This window comes from Desulfosediminicola sp. (assembly GCF_048381775.1).
GTDB lineage: Bacteria > Desulfobacterota > Desulfobulbia > Desulfobulbales > Desulfocapsaceae > Desulfopila > Desulfopila ganghwensis.
Map to the genome: position 1 here is coordinate 208,692 of NZ_JBLXGE010000010.1, position 19,032 is coordinate 227,723.

Annotated in this window: 16 protein-coding genes; 11 read left to right on the forward strand and 5 right to left on the reverse strand. The window is 51.0% G+C overall.

The window, feature by feature from the left end; genetic code table 11:
- Positions 1-84: 84 nt before the first annotated feature.
- Both lnt and ACN5NT_RS16885 read right to left on the reverse strand, forming a co-directional pair.
- Positions 85-1,686, reverse strand: a complete 1,602-nt coding sequence (gene lnt / locus ACN5NT_RS16880; protein WP_419176200.1) for an apolipoprotein N-acyltransferase — start codon at positions 1,684-1,686, stop codon at positions 85-87.
- Positions 1,683-2,564 carry a hemolysin family protein gene (locus ACN5NT_RS16885; RefSeq protein ID WP_136798169.1) on the reverse strand — a complete coding sequence of 294 codons (882 nt, stop codon included), beginning with the start codon at positions 2,562-2,564 and terminating at the stop codon, positions 1,683-1,685. Before ACN5NT_RS16885 ends, lnt begins: the two co-directional genes overlap by 4 nt.
- A 426-nt stretch (positions 2,565-2,990) precedes the next feature.
- Between ACN5NT_RS16885 and ACN5NT_RS16890 the strand changes: the two genes are divergently transcribed.
- The 6 genes from ACN5NT_RS16890 (at position 2,991) to nudC (ending at position 11,085) form a co-directional block, all read left to right on the forward strand.
- Positions 2,991-4,394 carry a biotin carboxylase N-terminal domain-containing protein gene (locus tag ACN5NT_RS16890; protein ID WP_136798168.1) on the forward strand — a complete coding sequence of 468 codons (1,404 nt, stop codon included), beginning with the start codon at positions 2,991-2,993 and terminating at the stop codon, positions 4,392-4,394.
- A 25-nt stretch (positions 4,395-4,419) separates the two neighbouring features.
- Complete coding sequence (locus ACN5NT_RS16895) at positions 4,420-6,693, forward strand: carboxyl transferase domain-containing protein (protein WP_419176201.1); 2,274 nt, start codon at positions 4,420-4,422, stop codon at positions 6,691-6,693.
- A gap of 207 nt (positions 6,694-6,900) precedes the next feature.
- Complete coding sequence (locus ACN5NT_RS16900) at positions 6,901-8,238, forward strand: tetratricopeptide repeat protein (protein WP_419176202.1); 1,338 nt, start codon at positions 6,901-6,903, stop codon at positions 8,236-8,238.
- Between the two features lie 74 nt (positions 8,239-8,312).
- Entirely contained in the window at positions 8,313-9,071 is a 759-nt protein-coding gene (gene phnP / locus ACN5NT_RS16905; protein ID WP_419176203.1) for a phosphonate metabolism protein PhnP, read from the forward strand.
- 234 nt (positions 9,072-9,305) lie between these two features.
- Entirely contained in the window at positions 9,306-10,160 is an 855-nt protein-coding gene (locus ACN5NT_RS16910; protein WP_419176204.1) for a histidinol-phosphatase, read from the forward strand.
- Between the two features lie 82 nt (positions 10,161-10,242).
- Entirely contained in the window at positions 10,243-11,085 is an 843-nt protein-coding gene (gene nudC / locus ACN5NT_RS16915; RefSeq protein ID WP_419176205.1) for an NAD(+) diphosphatase, read from the forward strand.
- A 4-nt stretch (positions 11,086-11,089) separates the two neighbouring features.
- Here nudC and ACN5NT_RS16920 read toward each other — a convergent pair whose 3' ends face one another.
- Positions 11,090-12,019, reverse strand: coding sequence for a glucosaminidase domain-containing protein (locus ACN5NT_RS16920; protein ID WP_419176206.1), 930 nt, complete (start codon positions 12,017-12,019; stop codon positions 11,090-11,092).
- A gap of 406 nt (positions 12,020-12,425) precedes the next feature.
- Here ACN5NT_RS16920 and aroC point away from each other — a divergent pair, with 406 nt between their 5' ends.
- From aroC to ACN5NT_RS16935, 3 genes are all read left to right on the forward strand, one after another.
- Positions 12,426-13,517 carry a chorismate synthase gene (gene aroC, locus ACN5NT_RS16925; RefSeq protein WP_419176207.1) on the forward strand — a complete coding sequence of 364 codons (1,092 nt, stop codon included), beginning with the start codon at positions 12,426-12,428 and terminating at the stop codon, positions 13,515-13,517.
- A gap of 151 nt (positions 13,518-13,668) precedes the next feature.
- Positions 13,669-13,848 (forward strand): hypothetical protein, encoded by a 180-nt coding sequence (locus ACN5NT_RS16930; protein WP_136798160.1) that lies wholly within the window; start codon positions 13,669-13,671, stop codon positions 13,846-13,848.
- A complete protein-coding gene (locus ACN5NT_RS16935; protein WP_136798159.1) occupies positions 13,845-15,944 on the forward strand; it encodes a chloride channel protein in 2,100 nt (699 codons plus the stop codon). The genes ACN5NT_RS16930 and ACN5NT_RS16935 overlap by 4 nt, the downstream gene beginning before the upstream one ends.
- 113 nt (positions 15,945-16,057) lie before the next feature.
- Here the strand turns inward: ACN5NT_RS16935 and ACN5NT_RS16940 are convergent, their stop codons facing one another.
- A complete protein-coding gene (locus tag ACN5NT_RS16940; RefSeq protein ID WP_136798158.1) occupies positions 16,058-16,684 on the reverse strand; it encodes an FmdE family protein in 627 nt (208 codons plus the stop codon).
- Between the two features lie 184 nt (positions 16,685-16,868).
- On the opposite strand from ACN5NT_RS16940, the gene ACN5NT_RS16945 reads away from it, so the two are divergent.
- Both ACN5NT_RS16945 and ACN5NT_RS16950 read left to right on the forward strand, forming a co-directional pair.
- Positions 16,869-17,588, forward strand: coding sequence for a hypothetical protein (locus tag ACN5NT_RS16945; RefSeq protein WP_419176208.1), 720 nt, complete (start codon positions 16,869-16,871; stop codon positions 17,586-17,588).
- 232 nt (positions 17,589-17,820) lie between these two features.
- Positions 17,821-18,285 (forward strand): YbaK/EbsC family protein, encoded by a 465-nt coding sequence (locus ACN5NT_RS16950; protein ID WP_136798156.1) that lies wholly within the window; start codon positions 17,821-17,823, stop codon positions 18,283-18,285.
- Positions 18,286-18,476: 191 nt separating this feature from the next.
- On the opposite strand, the gene ACN5NT_RS16955 is transcribed toward ACN5NT_RS16950, so the two are convergent.
- Positions 18,477-18,932: a MarR family winged helix-turn-helix transcriptional regulator gene (locus ACN5NT_RS16955; RefSeq protein ID WP_217907698.1), complete on the reverse strand. Its 456-nt coding sequence runs from the start codon at positions 18,930-18,932 to the stop codon at positions 18,477-18,479.
- Positions 18,933-19,032 lie beyond the last annotated feature (100 nt).

Here is a 19,032-nt window from a genome sequence, read left to right on the forward strand (position 1 = left end):
TCCAAACGTGTAAATTATTGTATTACTGCAATGCACAATACATCGCAGAGTTCATCCTTATTATACGCAATGTTCTGCGGTTCGTTAACCGCGTATCACATAATCTCTGCCCTGGCGAATTCTCCCCGAAGGCAATCCTGCATAGAGACCTCCGATCAGGACGCCCAGGATCAGACATACGGGTGCGAAAAAATACCCCCAGCGAACAAAAACTGTCTCGCCTTCCAGCAGCGCCACCTCTTCGGCGTGGGCCCAAAGGGTGAATATAGCTGATGGTTCATCAACCTGGCCCCGTGGATCAATGAAGCCTGATATACCGGTATTTGCCGCCCGAACAACGCTACGACGGGTTTCCACTGCGCGAAAAACTGTCATCGCCATACTATGGTGTGGGGCACTGGATTTACCATACCAGGCGTCATTGGTCAAATTTACCAGAACGTTGGCTCCACTTTTTACCCAAGCCCTGCCGATATCGGCGAAGATGGACTCAAAGCAGATCAGCACCCCGATACGGGACTCGTTCCAGACCATTGGCTCTTCCACCTGGCCTGCGCTGAAATCACCGACCGATTCCACCAGCGGTTCCAGAAACGGCAGAAAACGTTTCATCGGCACATATTCGCCAAACGGCACCAGATGGCTTTTATGATAATAATCGGAAAACCCTATGCCAGGTTGAACCAGCTGGGCGCTGTTAAAGTAGCGAATATCACGGGTTGCCCGATCTCTCAGTTCGAACCAGGGGGCACCGGTCAATACAGCCATCTGCCGGGACTCTACGAAACCTATGAGCGTTCCTATATCCTGGTAGGTCTGAGGATAATAGGGAAGCGCAGTCTCCGGCCAGACCACCAGCTCGGGACGTTTTGCAGCCCCCTCATCCGTTCTCAGCCGAAGAGAGTTTTCTATATAAATATCTGTTGTTCGCTGCTGGTTGTCCTTCGACCACTTTTCACTTTGATCGATATTGCCCTGTACAATCCCCATGACTGTTTTCGGGGTATTCGGATCAGTTAGCCGGGCAGAAACCTCGTCCCAACGCTCTACGGAATAAAAACCGGCTCCACCTGCCAGCACGCCGACCAACACCACCAGCGGCAGTACAGCCCGCAGGTACCGTAAATTATATATAACCAGCACCAGCAACACATTGATCAGCACCAGCAGATAGGAAAGACCGCTATGGCCAAACACATCTGCCGACTGAATCAACAAGGGCTCCCCTGCCAGGGCATACCCTATATCCATCCAGGGAAAGCCACTGAACAGCCAGCTCTTGAGCCAATCCAGACCGATCCATATTGCGGGAATAACAAGCAGGGAGGCGAGCAGGGAGGCTCTAACGAGCATGGCCCTGGCCAGCACGGCAAATATTGCCGTATAACTGGCCATAAACGAAGCGAGCAGTACCAAGGCCATAATGGTAATCGGGAGCGGCAGCCCACCGTAACGGCCAACCACCGTGGTAATCCAGTAAAGCACCAGCAGATAATGCAGCACCCCTACCAGAAAGCCACAAACGAGAGCACGCCTGCCACTCATCAGCGGCAAAGCGTGAAGAAAAGGAATCAGGGCAACGAAGAGCAACTGCCAGATTTCCCCACCTCCGGGATACGCACACCAGAGCAACACCGGCGTAAGCAGTGATGAAAATAGCGGCCAGACCCGCCTGGGAGCTGTCATTCGTCTTTATCCCCGTCGGGTATACGTTCAATTCTGACCATCTTGATGTGACGGGAGGAGGCGCTTTTCACCTCGAGCTTCAAGCCGCCGACAGTCATTACGTCGCCGGTCTTCCCGAGCCTGCCGAGAAGATGAATAACCAGGCCACCAACTGACTCAAACGGCCCTTCAGGCAGTTCAGCATCGAAAAATTCCTCGATCTTTTCAATATCGAGGCGCGCATGAACGACAATTGCACCATCTTCGAGGCGCTCGATGACATCCTGTTCTTCGTCATATTCGTCGTCGATCTCGCCAACAATCTCCTCCAGAATATCTTCCAGCGTAATCAGGCCACGTACAGTTCCGAACTCATCGGTGACCATGGCCATATGATTTTTGCGCATCTGGAATTCTTTGAGAAGGTCGACAATCGGTTTGTTCTCGGTCACGAAGTAGATGGGACGGAGCACATCATCCAGCACCACCGGCTTATTGGAGAGGTGTGCGCAAACCCTCAGCAGATCCTTGGCATGCAGCACGCCGACAACCCGATCCGGATTGTCCTGATACACGGGTATTCGGGTAAAACCATTTTCTATGACCAAATTGATGATATCGGCCATGGGCATTGATGCCTCAATACTCACGACCTCGGCAGCCGGGGTCATAATCTCAGCTGCAAGAGTGTCTCGAAAGTCGAAGATGGAGTTAATCATCTTCTCCTCAAGACTGGATATAAGCCCGTGTTCCTCGCCCTCTTCCAGCAGTTCGAGAATTTCGTTTTCTAAATCCTGGGTGGTTTCCGGCCGCCCGAAAGGTACTTTGGACAGCAATTGTCTGAGAAAGCCTTTTCGTTCTTCAGGCTCCTCCTGGTCAGATTCGTTTTCCGTGTTCATTATTTTGAGTAAAAGAAATTCCCTTTTAAAGCCAAAACAACCTCTAGTCTAACAACCTTAAAAGGCCCCGATCAAAATTCTGGGTAACGAGTGCCTACTGCGCTGTATACACAGAAGATTGCTACGAAGGTAAAAAAATCAACGGTAGCTGTAATTATTATACACAGACTCCCACTCATAGTCTGTATGGGGATTCAAAACTCTTGTCAAGTAGAAAAGAGAAATCTGCGCTAAACGTGCCTCGTTCGATGAGTGGCGCCAAAGAATTGAACATTTTTGCTTTTCTAATCGCAGTTAGGTTACTATATTGCTGTAATTTTCCATTTCCAAGGCGCTTAGAGAGAAAAAGGGTAGGGAGAACTGCGCCTTCGGCATTGGCTAACGCCAATCAATCACAACATAAATTCGGAAAACAGAGGATACAGTTTGGAAGGAAAGGTACTCATTGCAAACCGTGGCGAGATCGCCATCCGCATCATGAACGCCTGCATAGACCTCGGACTCGATTATGCAGTAGTGTATACCGAGGCCGATAAAGACTCCGAGCATGTGCAGCGTAACATCACCAGTGGCCCGGATCAGAATGCCTGGCGTATAACCAGTTATACTGACCCCAACGACATACTGGCGGTGGCAGATTATTGCGGAGCAACAGCCATCCATCCAGGTTATGGATTTTTTTCAGAAGATTACCGCTTTGCCCGCCGGGCAACCAAGCGTGATCGGGCGCTGACCTTTATTGGCCCCAACTGGAATGTAATCAAGGACCTGGGTGACAAGATCAACACTAAAAAGGTTGCCAACGGCCTTGGCATCCCCACCATTCCCGGCACAGACGCCCCCATTTATAATGAGATGGAGGCCGAAGAGATAGCCCAGCGTCTGCTCGAAGACCAGCTCGCCCAGGGCATCCAGTCTCCTTCGATCCTGGTCAAAGCCGCAGCAGGCGGTGGCGGCATGGGCATCGAGGAAGTTACAGAAATTGAGACGTTTCGTCGTGTTTACCGCCAGCTGCAGAACTACGCCAAGCGTCAGTTCGGCGACGGCGGTGTACTGATTGAACAATGTATCAGGGATTTTAACCACTTAGAGGTGCAACTTGTCTGTTCCCGTCATGGTGAACGGATCCACTTCAGCTCCCGTAACTGTACAATCCAGTCCACCGGTCGTCAGAAACGCGTCGAGGCAGCGCCTGGTTTTTGCCAGTCCTGTTTTGATTACGATTTTGACGAAAAGAAAGTTCTCGATAAAATCGTCGAGTATTCTCTTAAACTGGCCAACCACGTCAAATATGACAACGTCGGCACCTGGGAATGGATTGTCACCAGATCCGGTCAGCCCTACCTGCTGGAGGTGAACACCCGCATCCAGGTAGAAAACGATATTTCAGCGCGCATTTCCTATCTTAATGGCGAGCAGCCTAATCTTATCCGGGAACAGATCCGACTGGCCCTTGGTGAGAAAACCGGCTACAAGCAGAACGCCATCGAGTTTAAAGGTGCTTCAATCGAGCTTCGTATCGTTGCCGAGGACACCCGTCGCGGCTTTGCCCCATGGATCGGAACCATTAACGAGTTCAGTTTCCCGGCTCATGAATGGTCAGTGGTATACAGCCACGTTCCCACCGACAGGGCATACCCAATTCCAAGTGATTTTGATCCGAACCTGGCGCTGGCGCTGGTCTGGGGCAAAGATATGGATGAGGCTAAGGCGCGCGCCGCACAGTTCATCGACGAGACGGTTATCAGGGGTGAAGATTCCAGCGGAAGTCCGATCATTACCAATCTGGAATACCTGAAAAACAACCTGGATCGTCTGCTGGCCTTCTAGAGATGAGAACAGACGGAACACATATATGAACGAATTACTAAAAAAACTTCTGAAAATCGAAGAGCGGGTCAATTACCTGCTCCAGATTAAAGATTACAATAACTGGGGGAACCTGGAGGGGTTCAAGGAGACCTGCGATCAACTGAAGCAGACACTCTACGACCACACCGAGGAAGAACTCCTGGGAGAGATTCGCAAGCTCAACGAGTCGATCAGTTTTCTTGAGGAAAGGGCCGAGGAACATCTCACCCCTATGGAACGAGTGCGCATCGTCCGCTCAATCCAGCGTTTCAGCCTTAAAGACATCCTCGAAAATGTCTACGAGGACTACACCGAACTCGGTGGTGAAGAAGACGCCAACGTCGACCCGGCGATGATTTGCGCCAAGGCAACCCTCGTTCGCCGGATCAAGAATAAGACCCACACCTCCACGGTCATGGTTATCGGCCAGGAGAGCGGTCACGGCGAGGAGTTCCGCAACGGTGGCTCCTGTAAACCTGAAGGGAACGAGAAAGCTATGCGTTTCATGAAGGTTGCGGAAACTGAAGGTATTCCGATCCATAGCTACATTTTCACCCCGGGATCCTACCCGGTAGAGGAATACCCCGGCGCCGCCCAGCAGATCGCGCGCAATATCTACGCTATGTCCAAGCTCCGCATTCCTGTGATCTCCATGATCTCGGAAGGTGGTTCCGGCGGTGCAGAAGCAATCGGCCTCTCTGATTATCGACTGATGGCAAGTCACGGCTATTACTCGGTTATCTCTCCAGAGGGTGCCGCGGCCATTGAAGGACGTATTCGCGAAGGCTCCAAAGTACCTAAAGAACTGATTGAGGTGTGTGCAGATCGTTTGCGCCTCACCGCTTTCGACAATATAAAACAAGGCACTATAGACAGGGTTATTCAGGAACCGCAGCTTGGCGCACGTCGCGACGACTTCGCCTTTTTTGCCACCCTTCGCAGCGAGATGATCAGAGCTACCGATCATGTCGTGCTGGAGACCAAAAGCTTTAAGGCGTTTCGATCCTGGGAAGTCAGGCGAAAAAAAACCGGTAAGGATGCTGAAGACCAGGTACTGGTCAACTGGGAGCTCAACCGCGAAGAGACCAAACGTCTTCTTGCGCTGCGCTCAAAAAAGTATCTTACTATGGCCAGAAATGGTTATACAGGTTCGCCCGATTCATCCCTCAGCCTATATACCCTCGCCCGGGTTGCTTCGGAAAAAGCCTACTATAAAATCCGTTACGACATCCTGAAAAATCACAAGAAACAGGTTGGTAATGTGATTCAGGACGTATCCGGCGAAGGTTCGGTAATGCTCAAACGATTGACCGAACCGGTTTCCACGATGATAAACCTCATCTCCAAAAAATCCGGCAAAAAGCCAACCAGGCTTTTGACCTATACTCCAACCAACGGCAACGGTGACGCTGAACGTCCCCTGAGCGACCCGCTGGAACTGACGGATACCTACACCAGTCCGCTTGCCAACGAGGACCGCACCGTGAGTTGTCCCAATGCAGACAAACACGGTTGCAAGGATCTCTGGATTCCTGATCTTTATGGCGAGTTTGGCGGTGTCTGCGAGACCTGCGGACACCACTTTCCACTGGAGTACCAGTGGTACCTGAAAAACATCTTCGATGCAGGTACCATCCGCTTCTTCAACTCAGGCCTTGCTTCCGGCAACCCGCTTGACTACACCGGCTTCGCCGACAGGTTGAACGCCAGTAAGAAGAAGACCGGCTACAAGGCAGGAAACCTCACCTTTCACGCCAAGGTGAACGATATCAAAATCGTCACCACCATGCTCTACTCCGATTTCAGAAACGGTACCGTGGGTAGCGCTGAAGGCGAGAAATTCGTGCAGGCCTGTGCCATCGCCAAGCGTAAGAAACGACCACTGCTTGCCTATGTACACACCACCGGCGGAATCCGTATTCAGGAGGGAACCCTTGGTGTCGTGCAGATGCCGAAGTGTACCGTGGCAGTGCGTGAATACATCGATTCGGGTGGCCTGTACATCGTTGTTTACGACAACAACAGTTACGCCGGCCCGGTTGCATCGTTTCTCGGCTGCTCCCCCTACCAATTCGCAATTCGCTCAAGCCGGGTAGGGTTTGCCGGCCCGCGGGTTATCAGGGAAACCACCGGAATCGATATTCCGCCCGATTACCACTCGGCCAGAAACGCGCTGCGCCGCGGCCACATTCAGGGTATCTGGGATCGTCGCGAGTTCCGTCGTAATCTGCACAAGGCACTGCAAACCATGGGCAGTCCGCATCTTTACTATAGATGATGAACCGCCCTCCGGGGCGATAGTCTCTTTTTTCACCAAAAACGGGAACCAGGATCTTTCCAGGTTCCCGTTTTTTTATTGCGGGTAACTGCGCTATTTTCCCTCATTTCCCCTTTCTACAAGCACCCTGAAAAGGTATTTTTCCATTTACATCCTCTCAAAGCTGTTCTACGTATGTGACATGATTACTTAGTCAGGGACAAGTACATGCACAACAATACCCGCCATGAGTTACTGAAATTTCTCTTTTCGCTGCCGACCCGATTGACACAGCTCGGGTGGTCCACTGCACCCTTTTCAACACACCGTCTCACGGCTATCTGTACCATCCTGCTGTTTACTCTCTCCTCCCCGGCATTGCCCAGGGCTGCCGCCAAACTGCCGACAGTCTCCATGAGTCATGAAGGTGCCGACTGCCTCAAGAGAGCTGACTGGCAATGTGCAATCAATCTCCTCATCTCGGAATATGAAGACCGGGGAGATCGCTCAGGTATACAGTATTATATCGCCCACGCCTTCCGCCAGCTCGGACGCAATGCTTTTGAAAACACCAATCTGCTTGAAGCCCAGGAACTGTTTGAACAGGCTGTCTCTTACAATGATGAAGACCCGACCCTTTATGCAGAGTTGGGTAGAATTTATCTCGAGCAGTCGCTGTACGAAGAAGCAGTAACGACATTTTCCCGCGCCTATGCTCTGGATAGCATTAACCCACATTATGCCGAGACCCTGGCCCAGATACACTACCTCAGCGGTTCACTGGAAGATGCTATAGATTATCTCGAAATTGCTATCGCCTTGCAGCCCGACCGCAGGGACCTTACCCTACGGCTGACCCAGCTCAAGGCAAAAGAGCAGTCTGAAAATAATGGCGTAACCCAGATAAGCCAGGTATTTCGTTTAAACGCCGGAGATGACATAGCACGCGAACAAATCAACAGTATCTGGAGAATGCTCGAAGACGCCTGGTACCATGTCGGCCTTGAATTGGATTTTTATCCCAAGCGGCAAATCACAGTTTATCTGGTCAATTCAGAAACATTCCAAACTGAAAATGGGGTCCCCGCCTGGTCTGGTGGAGTCTACGAGGGCAGAATCAGCTTGCCGCTCCAGAGCGATGAGCCTGAACAAACAGCAGAAATCATCACCCATGAGTATACCCACGCCCTGCTTTACGACGCCATGGCCTACCGCTGCCCCTGGTGGCTCAATGAGGGGCTTGCTCAATATCTTTCACTCTCGAGTCAAAAGAGATTACAGGTTATACTTGGTGCGATCAGGGTGCAAAAACAGACCGGAGACTGGTCAAAAACTGCTCCGGAGCTGGCGGAACTCAACGAAACGATCAAAGGCTCAAAACAGGCGGCACTCGCCTATGGGCTGGCTCTCTCAGCGACTGATTACCTGATCGACCGTTATACAATTGTCACTCTGCGGGCTATCCTGCACTCCATGGCCGGGGGAAAAAAATTCGAGCAGGCCCTCTATGAAAATACAGGGATGACTTTTACCGAATTCCAGGACTCATGGTGGGGACAACTTTGAGGATTGCACAAGGCGTGCCTCCTTATTAAACCCGCAGTAATGCCAGCCGGAAAAAGCTACCAGGAGACAGCACCATGCAACTTGCCTTTCTAGGGACCGGAAACTGTGCAGGAATACCCGTATATGGGTGTGACTGCCAAGTCTGCAGCGACAGCCGCAACAACCCGGAACTGAAACGGGGCTCGCTCTGCGCCCGCATCAACACCGGAGGGCAGACCATACTCATCGACGCCGGCATCCCTTATCTTGGCGAGATCTGCCCGGCCGACAAAATCGACGCAATCCTGCTGAGTCATTATCACATCGACCACGTGATGGGGCTCTTCCCGATGCGCTGGGGGGTGAGAGATAAGCAGATAGCGGTACTTGGCCCCGATGATCCCGACGGATGTGCCGACCTGCACAAACATAACGGCATCTTTGATTTTTCCCGGACTTTGCAACCATTCGAGACTGTCAGGATAGCTGATCTTGAAGTTACCACTGTTGCGCTCAATCACTCCAGGCCATCCCTCGGCTTTTGCCTTTCCACAGCCGACGCCCGCCTCGCCTGGCTAGCGGACACAAGCGGTTTACCTACAGAGACACTTCAATTCCTGCAGAGCTTCCAGCCTGAAATTATCATCTTAGACTGTACCTTCCCGCCATTGGAGCAGGCTCATAAAAGCCATAACGATATCAACGCTGCTTTAGCCATACATGAAAATGTCGGCCCCTACCAGACCTACCTGGCCCACATCGATCACACTCTGGATCTCTGGCTCAGGAAAAACCCCGACGCATTGCCGGAAAATGTCCATGTAGCCCGGGATTTTATGACGCTATCGCTATAAAAGCTCAAATAACTACAGTTTTTAACAAACCACATCTCCCTGATATTTTGCACGTACCCAGGCGATCCAAAAGCTTACTTGTGGATTTCTTGCGGTTTTGGTAAAAAACAAACCAATTCTTTCCCTTCATTGGCACAACTCTTTTTTCTGCCTGCCGAGAAAAGATGTTTAAGGTATTTTGCAGTGTTTTTGAAAAAAGTGTGCAATGCTTATCCACCCAAAGGTTTATCAGACATGAGTACAGCGCAGTATGTATCGGTCCATGGCGGTCACAGTGGGCAATTTTGTCACCACGCGACAGACACCCTGGAAGAAATAATCACCTCGTATATCAAGCACGGCTTCGCCTGGGTTGGCATTACCGAGCACGTCCCCGGCCGCACCGAAGAGCTGCTCTATCCAGACCAGAAAGCCGCTGGTCTCACCCCGGAATTTCTGCTGGAGCGATTCGGCCGTTACATGGGTGAATGCAAAAGGCTTCAGGAAAAGTATGCTGGACAGTTGCAGATTTTCGCAGCCATGGAAATCGAAACCTACAGCGGTTACGATACGTTCATCCCAAGTTTGATAGAAAAATATCAACCTGATTATCTGGTCGGTTCAGTGCATTTCGTTGATGATCTAGGTTTTGACTACTCCAAAGAACAGTACGACGAGACTGCCGACGCCGTAGGCGGTTACGACAAAATGTATTGCCGTTATTTCGATATTCAGCACGAGATGCTCGAGCGATTGCAACCAGCGGTGGTGGGTCACTTCGACCTGATTCGAATTTTTGATGCCGACTACAAGTCACGTCTGCTTAAACCGGAAATAAACGAACGCGTTGAGCGAAACCTGGAAGTGATTAAAAAACACGACCTGATAATGGATTTAAACCTCAGATCGTTGCTCAAGGGAGCTGAAGAACCATATATAACCGGCTCAATTCTGCAAAAAGCCCGCGACATGGGGATATCAGTCGTGCCGGGTGATGACTCGCACGGTCTTGGCAACATCCACGTAAATATGGATCGCGCTATAGCAATTCTCCAGGATCTCGGTTTCACTACCAATTGGCCAAAGCCAACACTTTACAGCTACGAATAGCAACATCGCCCGGCACCATTCACTAGCTGAACCGGTGCAGGGTATAATCATCGCACATCATCCTCAAGGCCTGACGAAACACGTGTCTGATCTGTTCTCCCTTCAAAAACCCTTTCAACCGCATTGCAGGCAAACGACTGCTGCTGCCGGGCCAATGTTCTGGTTTATCTTGCAAAAGGACACTCTCTACCTGGAGGGGAACTCTCAGGGTTTTGTTGTACCCTTCGCTCTGGAGCCACCTGTCGATGCCGAGCAAATCAAGTATAGCCGGTGTATTGGTGTCTATGATGGTGTCCCCTGCATGGTCATCGAGCTTGATCCGTCAGCTGTTGTTTCGTCACCCTTGAACGGAGTAACGATGAGAGCTGCCCACGGCCACATTGGCAGTGACCACTGGACCATCGCCGGCAGAGCCAGCCAGGTACTGCGCTGGCGCCGGGATCACCGATTCTGCGGCAGATGCGGATCGGAGATGGTGGAGGATAAGCACGACCTGCTGTGCAGGTGCCCTGGCTGTGGCTATTTCAACTACCCGCGTTTGTCGCCGGCGGTGATCATGTCGGTGGTTCGGGGCGATGAAATCCTGCTTGGTCGCTCTCCCCACTTTCCCAATGGCATGTATAGTGTACTGGCCGGTTATGTGGAGCCGGGTGAAACCCTGGAGGAAGCTGTCAAAAGAGAAGTGTATGAAGAGACCAGAATTGAAGTAACCGACATCCGGTACATTAACAGCCAGTCCTGGCCCTTTCCCCACTCCCTGATGGTAGGTTTCAGTGCCAGATACGCCAGCGGTGAACTGCAGCCGGACGGTGATGAACTTGAAGACGCCGCCTGGTTTACGCCAGACAACCTGCCACAACTGCCCTCCAGAATCAGCATTTCAAGACATCTGATTGAACTTTTCCTGCAGTCTCTGGCAAAATAATCCGCTACCGGGAAAAGCGGACCCTGTTTTCACGTTTTTCTGGTAACAATACCGTCTTATTCAGCTCTTCAAGCTGATACTGCTTAATCAGGAACTGCAAATCCCTGATATACCTGTCGCCCAACTCCGAGTATGAATAGAGATTCACAGCGAGATCATGACCCGTGACAGTCTGTCCTTTTTCCCTCATTGCCGCCCTCTGGGCGCGAAATTCACTGTAGGCATATACCCTGTTAAGGCTATGCATATAACTCCTGGTCGCCTCATAGACGGAGTCAAATGCCGCCACTTTCACATTACCCTTCCGGGAGACTATATAGTTACCATCACTTTTGCTCGGCATATGAAGTCCATAAAGGGCATTTCCTTCACGGGCAAAGCGCGAAGTCCCCCATCCCGATTCGGTAATTGCCTGGGCCAGGGCCAAAGCTGGCGGGACCTCATCCACACGCATCATGAGCTGAGTTGTATCATCCGGTCTGCAGCCATAAGACCGGGCAACTCTGTTCAGCCACCACTCCTCTTTAGCTGTTAGACGCTGAAAGTTCTCTTTTTTCGTAATAAGCCGGACCACCTCGTTCCGCGTTTCGGCGATCTCCGCATTTACACGCAAAACGCTGGGCAGCACCAGAGAGATGAAGATCGACGTTTTCTCGGGTATCGGTAATGCATGAAGGTCATGGGGTAAATTTTCCGGATAAAGGGATTTTACATCCGCACTCTCCCGGACTTCCAGCAAGCTACTTTCATACTCATCGAGCAGAAGGGCAAACCCCTCGGCACCGTCGATGGTAAAGACAGTGCGCCCACTCCCATCGAATCTGCCGCCTTCACGTAATTCCGGCACCAGACAATGATATACAACCAGACAAAAGAGTACTGAGAAGATCGTATACAGAGGAAAAAACAACCAACGGTCTACTTTCATGTTCATAAAAAACTGTTATCACATCCGGAGGCAACGGAAATAAGCCGGAACTCCAAGCCTTCACCTGCCGACGAAAAAAATTAACGCGTCCCTATCAACAACCTGACGCAAATCATAAAACTCCCATGTTACCTATCACCATCTTTGTGCATTGAACAGTGAACTGTCAGATAATAAATAACGCTATCGGGGAGTAATGCCCAACCTCCTGAAGAGGAGCTATCGGCCTGATATGTACCAAAATTTAAGCTGTTCAGCAAATGGCGACACAGCCTTGGCCGGGGGAAGTCCTGCAGGAGTCTTTACAAATCAGTGTTGTATGGTCATTGTTATCCAATACAGGCAAGTAATTTCATACAGTTACCAAATTCAATTTTCACTCTCCATCACCAAAAGAGGCTAATCAAATATTATGTCGAGTAATTTTGGAACAATTTATCGTGTCAGTACCTTTGGCGAATCCCACTGTAAAGCCGTGGGTGTGGTCATAGACGGTTGCCCTCCGGACTTGGACCTGGTAGAAGCTGACATCCAGCCCCAACTTGACAGAAGACGTCCCGGCCAGTCCTCTCTTTCCACGGACAGGCAGGAACAGGATCGGGTGACAATCCTCTCCGGTACAGAAAACGGCAAGACCCTGGGTACTCCTATTGCGCTGCAAGTGGCAAATCGCGACCAGAGGCCAGGTGATTATGGAGAGATGGCTGCCATCCCCCGTCCATCCCATGCCGATTATACCTACCAGATGAAATATGGTATTCGTGCCTCTTCCGGCGGCGGGCGCTCCAGCGCCAGAGAGACTATCGGTACCGTGGCAGCAGGAGCCGTTGCCGATAAAATACTGCGTCTGAAATATGGCATTGAAATTGTTGCCTGGGTTGGGAGTGTCGGTAACATCAATTCCCGCGAACCGGACCACCTGACAATCAGCCGTGAGTGGGTCGATGAAACACGGGTTCGCTGTCCGGACAAAAATGCTGCCATAGAAATGGAAAAACTCATCGTAGAACTCAAAGATGCGGGTGATTCCATAGGGGGAACCGTCTCCTGCGTTATCCGTAACGTTCCCGCCGGCCTCGGTGAGCCGACCTACGAGAAACTGGAAGCCAAACTGGCTCAGGCGATGCTGGCCATACCCGCGACTAAAGGCTTTGAGATTGGCTCAGGTTTCAGCGGCAGCAGACTGCGCGGCTCGGTACATAATGACCCGTTCATCAAAAAGGGCAATATACTCGGTACAGCCACCAACAACTCCGGCGGTATCCAGGGCGGCATATCCAACGGAGAGCCGATCTTTTTCAGGATCGCCTTCAAGCCACCGGCAACTATTTCCCTCCCCCAGGACACCGTTAATTTTCAGGGCGAACCAGCCACCCTGGAGGCCAAGGGCCGTCACGACCCATGCGTGGTTCCACGGGCAGTGGCTATCGTCGAATCCATGTCGGCGCTGGTCATCCTTGACATGGCCATGCGCCAGGAGGCTCGTATTGCTACTAAATTCTAAGAGATTTTTCTCGATACCCGCATATTGGGTGATACAGTAAATAATGAAATAACCGGGCCTAACCCAAAATAATTCTTGAATCTCAGCGGTGAACGAAGTAGAAAAATGTCACGTCATTGAAAGATGATACTGGTTTTTTTGTTTGTGTAGAATGTACTGGCGATACCGCGACGACGCATTGTACCTGGCATTGCATCGTAATGGTGTCGCTGTTGCTGTTGCAACAGGACCCGATAGCGGCGAACCGGTAATCGACTCGGCTTCAGGCAGTGTCAGCCCGGCTTTCCGCACTCTCCAGGACAGTCTTTACCGCCGTACGGCCTTTGCATGACACCGAAACGTAATCCTCTCAGTTCCTATCTCGATAGGTTAGCTCCGCCTGAAGGGCTGTTGCTGCTTATCCTCTCCGTGCTGGTCGGTGCATGTACCGGTTTGGCCGCGGTTCTTTTCATTAAACTCATCCATTTTATCCAGTATATTTCCTACAGTGGGCTTTCCTCGGCAATCCCCATTCTCGGGAAGTGGGTCTACCTGGTGGTGCCGATTATTGGCGGCCTGTTAGTCGGCCCGCTGATAATGTTCGCACAGGAAGCGAAGGGCCATGGCGTACCTGAGGTTATGCAGGCGCTCATCCTGCGAGGCGGCCGGATACGGCCTCGAGTGGCAGCGGCCAAGATCGCAGCATCCGCACTCTGCATTGGTACAGGCGGGTCAGCCGGCCGAGAAGGGCCTATTGTTCAGGTCGGTTCTGCGCTGGGCTCCAGCCTTGGCCAGATTCTCAGACTCTCTGACGAGCGGATCAAAAATCTTGTGGCCTGCGGTGCTGCTGCCGGTATCGCGGCAACCTTCAATGCGCCCATTGCCGGAGTCGCGTTCGCCATCGAGGTACTGATGTGCGGATTACAGGTACGCCATTTCGGCAACGTGGTAATCGCCGCAGTTTCAGCCTCCATCGTCAGCCAGTTTTTCTTCGGCAACAGGGTCGCCTTCGAGGTACCGATCTACACCATGAACTCACCACTTGAGTTGGTGTTCTATCTGCTGCTGGGACTCTCCGCCGCCGTCATCGGCATCATGTTCATCAGGATGCTCAACTTCAGTGAGAATGTCTTTGATGGCTGGGATTTCCCCCAACTGCTCAAGCCCGCAGTTGGAGCTGTCTTTCTCGGTATTCTCGGTTTTGCCTATATGCACCTGCCTGGTGTCGCCGAGCCCATGACCGGTGGAGCACATGGCGGCTCCGGTGCAGTTATCCCGCATATGTACGGCTCCGGCTTTCCCTTCATTGAAGTCGCTATCCAGGGGAAAGCGACACTCTGGGTACTGGTACTGCTCATCTTCCTTAAACCCCTTGCCACTTCATTTACACTCGGCTCCGGCAACTCCGGCGGTGTCTTCGCTCCATCCCTTTTCATTGGTGCGATGCTGGGTGGAGCCATGGGACATCTTTTCAACAACTATTTCCCGGATATCGTCAGCAGCCCCGCCGCTTTTGCCCTGGTCGGCATGGCAGCCCTTTTTTCCGCTACTGCCCGGGCCCCGCTTACAGCCATGCTCATTGTCTTTGAGATGAGTAACGATTACTTCATGATCCTGCCCCTGATGGTTGCAGGTGTCACAGCCACCTTCTTTGCCCAGTGGCTGCATCCTGAATCGATATACACCCTCAAGCTCGCAAAACGTGGTGTTCGTTTTGCAGAAGGCCGGGATATGGATATCATGCAGGGTGTGCGGGTCAGTGAAGTCATGAAGACTACACCCGTGACCATCCACAAAGATCAATCATTGTCTGATCTTATGGCTCTGTTTCAGGAGACCAACCTGCATGGCTTTCCGGTAATGAAGGATGGCGGCAAGGTCTGGGGTATCGTCACCCTTCAGGATATCGACCGGGCCCAGATGAAAGATGATTTCTCCTCCACAAAGATGAAGGTAGCCGATGTAGCCGTGGAAGACCCGATTACGGTTTTTCCCGATGAGCCAATCTGGGTCGCCATCCAGAAGATGTCACCACGGGATCTGGCACGCCTGCCGGTGGTTCGCCGCGGCACCTCCGGGCGTCTTGCAGGTCTCATCAGCCGCAGTGACATTCTTCGCGCCTATGATGTCGGTGTTATGCGTAAGCAAAGAGGCCAGATAATCGACGATCAGGTCGAGCTGAGAAAATCACCTGATAACAGCTTTGCCGAGTTCGTACTCACAGATAGCGACAACTGCAATAAAGCCATGGTGAAAGAGATGCAGATACCGGATACGGTCAACCTCGTATCCATCAAGCGCGGTGGCAAAATTATCATTCCCCGCGGTTCAACCCGCCTGGAAGCTGGTGATGTGGTTACAGTCTACGGCAAGGTCAGTGATATCAAGGTACTTAAAGATGTAATGAACAGTTGCCCGCTCCCCGGCAAGTACGGCAACAGCAACTAACCCGAATTTCCCATGAGCATTGTACAGCACAATGCTCATGGGAAATCTTGTCTCAAGGGCGGCGTTTGAGCCGGCACCCATCATAAACATTTCAACTTCCGGCAATTCTTCCCTCACACTTTTTGCTCAACTTTATCAAAACACGGAATACACAATGTTTGCCCACCAAAACGTCGGGTACGAGACTCCATGGTCTTTTCCCCGCAGGATTCACAAACCAGTCCTGCAAGCACCCTGGCAGGGCTCGGCGGAGGAACATTCAACTCTGTTTTAGTAAAAAGGTCATCCAGCGGTGCTTCCATCAGCTGCTTCCGTGACATCTCTCGCATCTCGCTTAAAAGCTCTTTTTCCTCGGCAGTAATGGTACCCTCTTTATCTTTTGCCATCAGCTCACTGACATTTCCTTTCCCGCTCTTTCGGCTATCCTTGCTGCTGGCCACACCACCAGTTAAAACGATGCGAAAGCCCGTACCCTGCTCACGATCATAAAATGTAAAGGCCATTTTTCCATAATCCCGATGGATCAGGTTGCCCTTGCCAAAAGTGCAGCCACATAAAAACTGGATGGCGTCGACACCGCACATATCCGTTTCAGTAACACAGATGAGCGAAGCAGAGTCCGCCTTGGGCAGTTCTCTTTTGGCATATTCCGCTGCCCGAATGCCGATTGCCAAACCTGGGCAGGAATGGCCATGAAAAGCTATCAGGCCCTCTATGGTTTCTTTGGAAAAAATAGTCATAATACCGATGCCTCCTGATTATTCGCCCCGATTTTTCATACCGTAAGGTAGCTTCAGGGCCGAAGTTTTTTGGGTAAACCTTCAACTGCAGCCAATATTTCCTGGTTACAGTTTGAAGTCCCTGCAAATAACTGTATATTCCATCAACCAGAAACATTAACTCCAAGACTTTAACCGGTATTCCATGAAAGAGATATTTCAGAAATCCTTTACGTTTATAAGCGAGAACATTTCCGATCTCGTACAACTGGCGCTGCCACCAGCGCTTATCTTCGCAGCTCTGATCACCTTATCTTCAATGCTGCCCGGCACCGCAGGAGCCTTAATGGTATTTTTTGCCGAGGTTCTGGCCAATGCTTTTATTTCTGCCTCGCTGATCCGCTATATCTCAGCGCGAAGCTATAATCAGCCAACCTCGGTTCAACAGGCATTACTGGCCGGAGTAGCGTACACCCCGGCCATACTGCTTCTCTACCTCCTGCTGTCTATTCCCTTGATGCCGTGGCTTTTTGCCGGAGAACAGTTTTCTTCGCAAAACGCCTTTGCCCTGTCATTTAGCACTTTCATCTTCTTCTATATTGCCATTAAGGCAACATTTGCCGACTACCTCATTGTACTGGATGGCAAAAGTACTCTTGGGGCAATCGCAACCAGCTTTCGCTATACCACAGGCTATGTTCACAAAATTGTGATAGTGATGATGCTGTCATTTATCGTCTCAGGCTTCTTTCAGATCATGTTTTTCCAGCCTCTCGAGCCCGGTGTGTCACCCGACAAGGCTTCAGAATTTATTACCAAAGCAATTGAGCTGATCATTAACTTTGTCACCACAATTCTGATTTTCTATATCTTTACCGACAGCTATCTTGAAAACCAGAAGGCTCACCTCAGCAAGGTGAAATAATTGGTTGCAACCAGAGGGGACAGAACCAGCATCCTCTCTGGTTCTGCTTAGTGACGTTTAGAAACGATAATGAGATAATGTCGTAGCCAGCGCAGCCCTCACAGCCTGGGAGAAACAGTATCTTTCAGACCAAAGACTCTTCTCTCTTGCCGACCCGGGGCTTCTCTGAAAACTCTAAAGTTTTGATTATTCATATTATTACCTGCAAACTGACACAGGACGAAAAGTAGCGATGAGTAATATCCCAGATAAAGTACGTGCATTTCTTGAGAACCATAATCTTGCCGCACTCGAATTCGAACCCGGTTCAACACCCACCGCAGAAATGGCTGCCCAACGGATAGGAGTTCCCGTTGGCCAAATTGCGAAATCGATCCTTTTCAAAGGTAAAGATAACACCTTCAGGCTGGTCGTGGCTGCTGGCGACAAGAAGATTAACAGCGGAGCACTCAAGCGGGCAACCGGCGCCAAACACAGGATGGCAACTGCCGATGAAACAAATGATGTTACCGGATTTCTACCCGGCGGAGTGTGCCCGTTCGGGCTGGCAGAAGCTGAGCTGGAGATCCTGCTGGACATATCGCTCGACAAGTATGAAACTGTCTATCCTGCGGCTGGCACTAATGCCACCGGTGTGCCCCTGAGCCCCGATTATCTGCAGCAGATCACCGGTGGGGTAAAGGTTGAGGTTACCTGATCCCGGCCGCCCGGATGACGCTGGCTGGAGCGGTAATTGAAAAGGAAATGTGTTCACTACCTTACTCTCTTCAGTGCCGGGGTACTCTTAGCCACACAGCGAGGCCCAGGCCGAATATTTTAACGCAACAACGTTATCTTGCCAGAAAAGATTTCAACCGTATCCCATTGAACCGTAGCGCAGCAAAAGATTTACACCTTTTGCGCCAGACCGAGTTTTTTGCAAAGTTCTGCCAGCTGGGCCTGCTCCTCTGCTGTCAATACCCTGAAACTCTCGACGATTCCCCGCAAGTGAACAGGGAAGATCCTCTCAACCAACTCTGCACCGTCGGGAGTGATGTGCAGGCTGATATATCTGCGATCCTCGGTGCTACGCACCCTCTCAACCAAGCCGCGTTTTTCCAGATTATCGATAACAGTGGTAATATTGGCCGTGGTCTTCAGGATTTTTCGAGCCACATCTTTCTGGCACATTGATCCCAGGTGGTACAAAGCTTCCAGCACGCCAAACTGCGATATAGTAAGATTTTCCCTGGCAAGATGTTTGTGTGTGACGGCGGTAACCGTGTCCGAGGCTCTGGCCAGTTTCACATAGGTGCTCAGTGTCTGCAGATCTGCTTTTTTACCTTTCACCCTGTGTTTCATCATCCCCCCAAAAGTAATAATTAAATATTAAACTAATTTGGGAGGGTCTTGATGTCAAGAATCGGGCCAGATAAAGCAATCAGTAGAGTGTGAAGGTTACCCC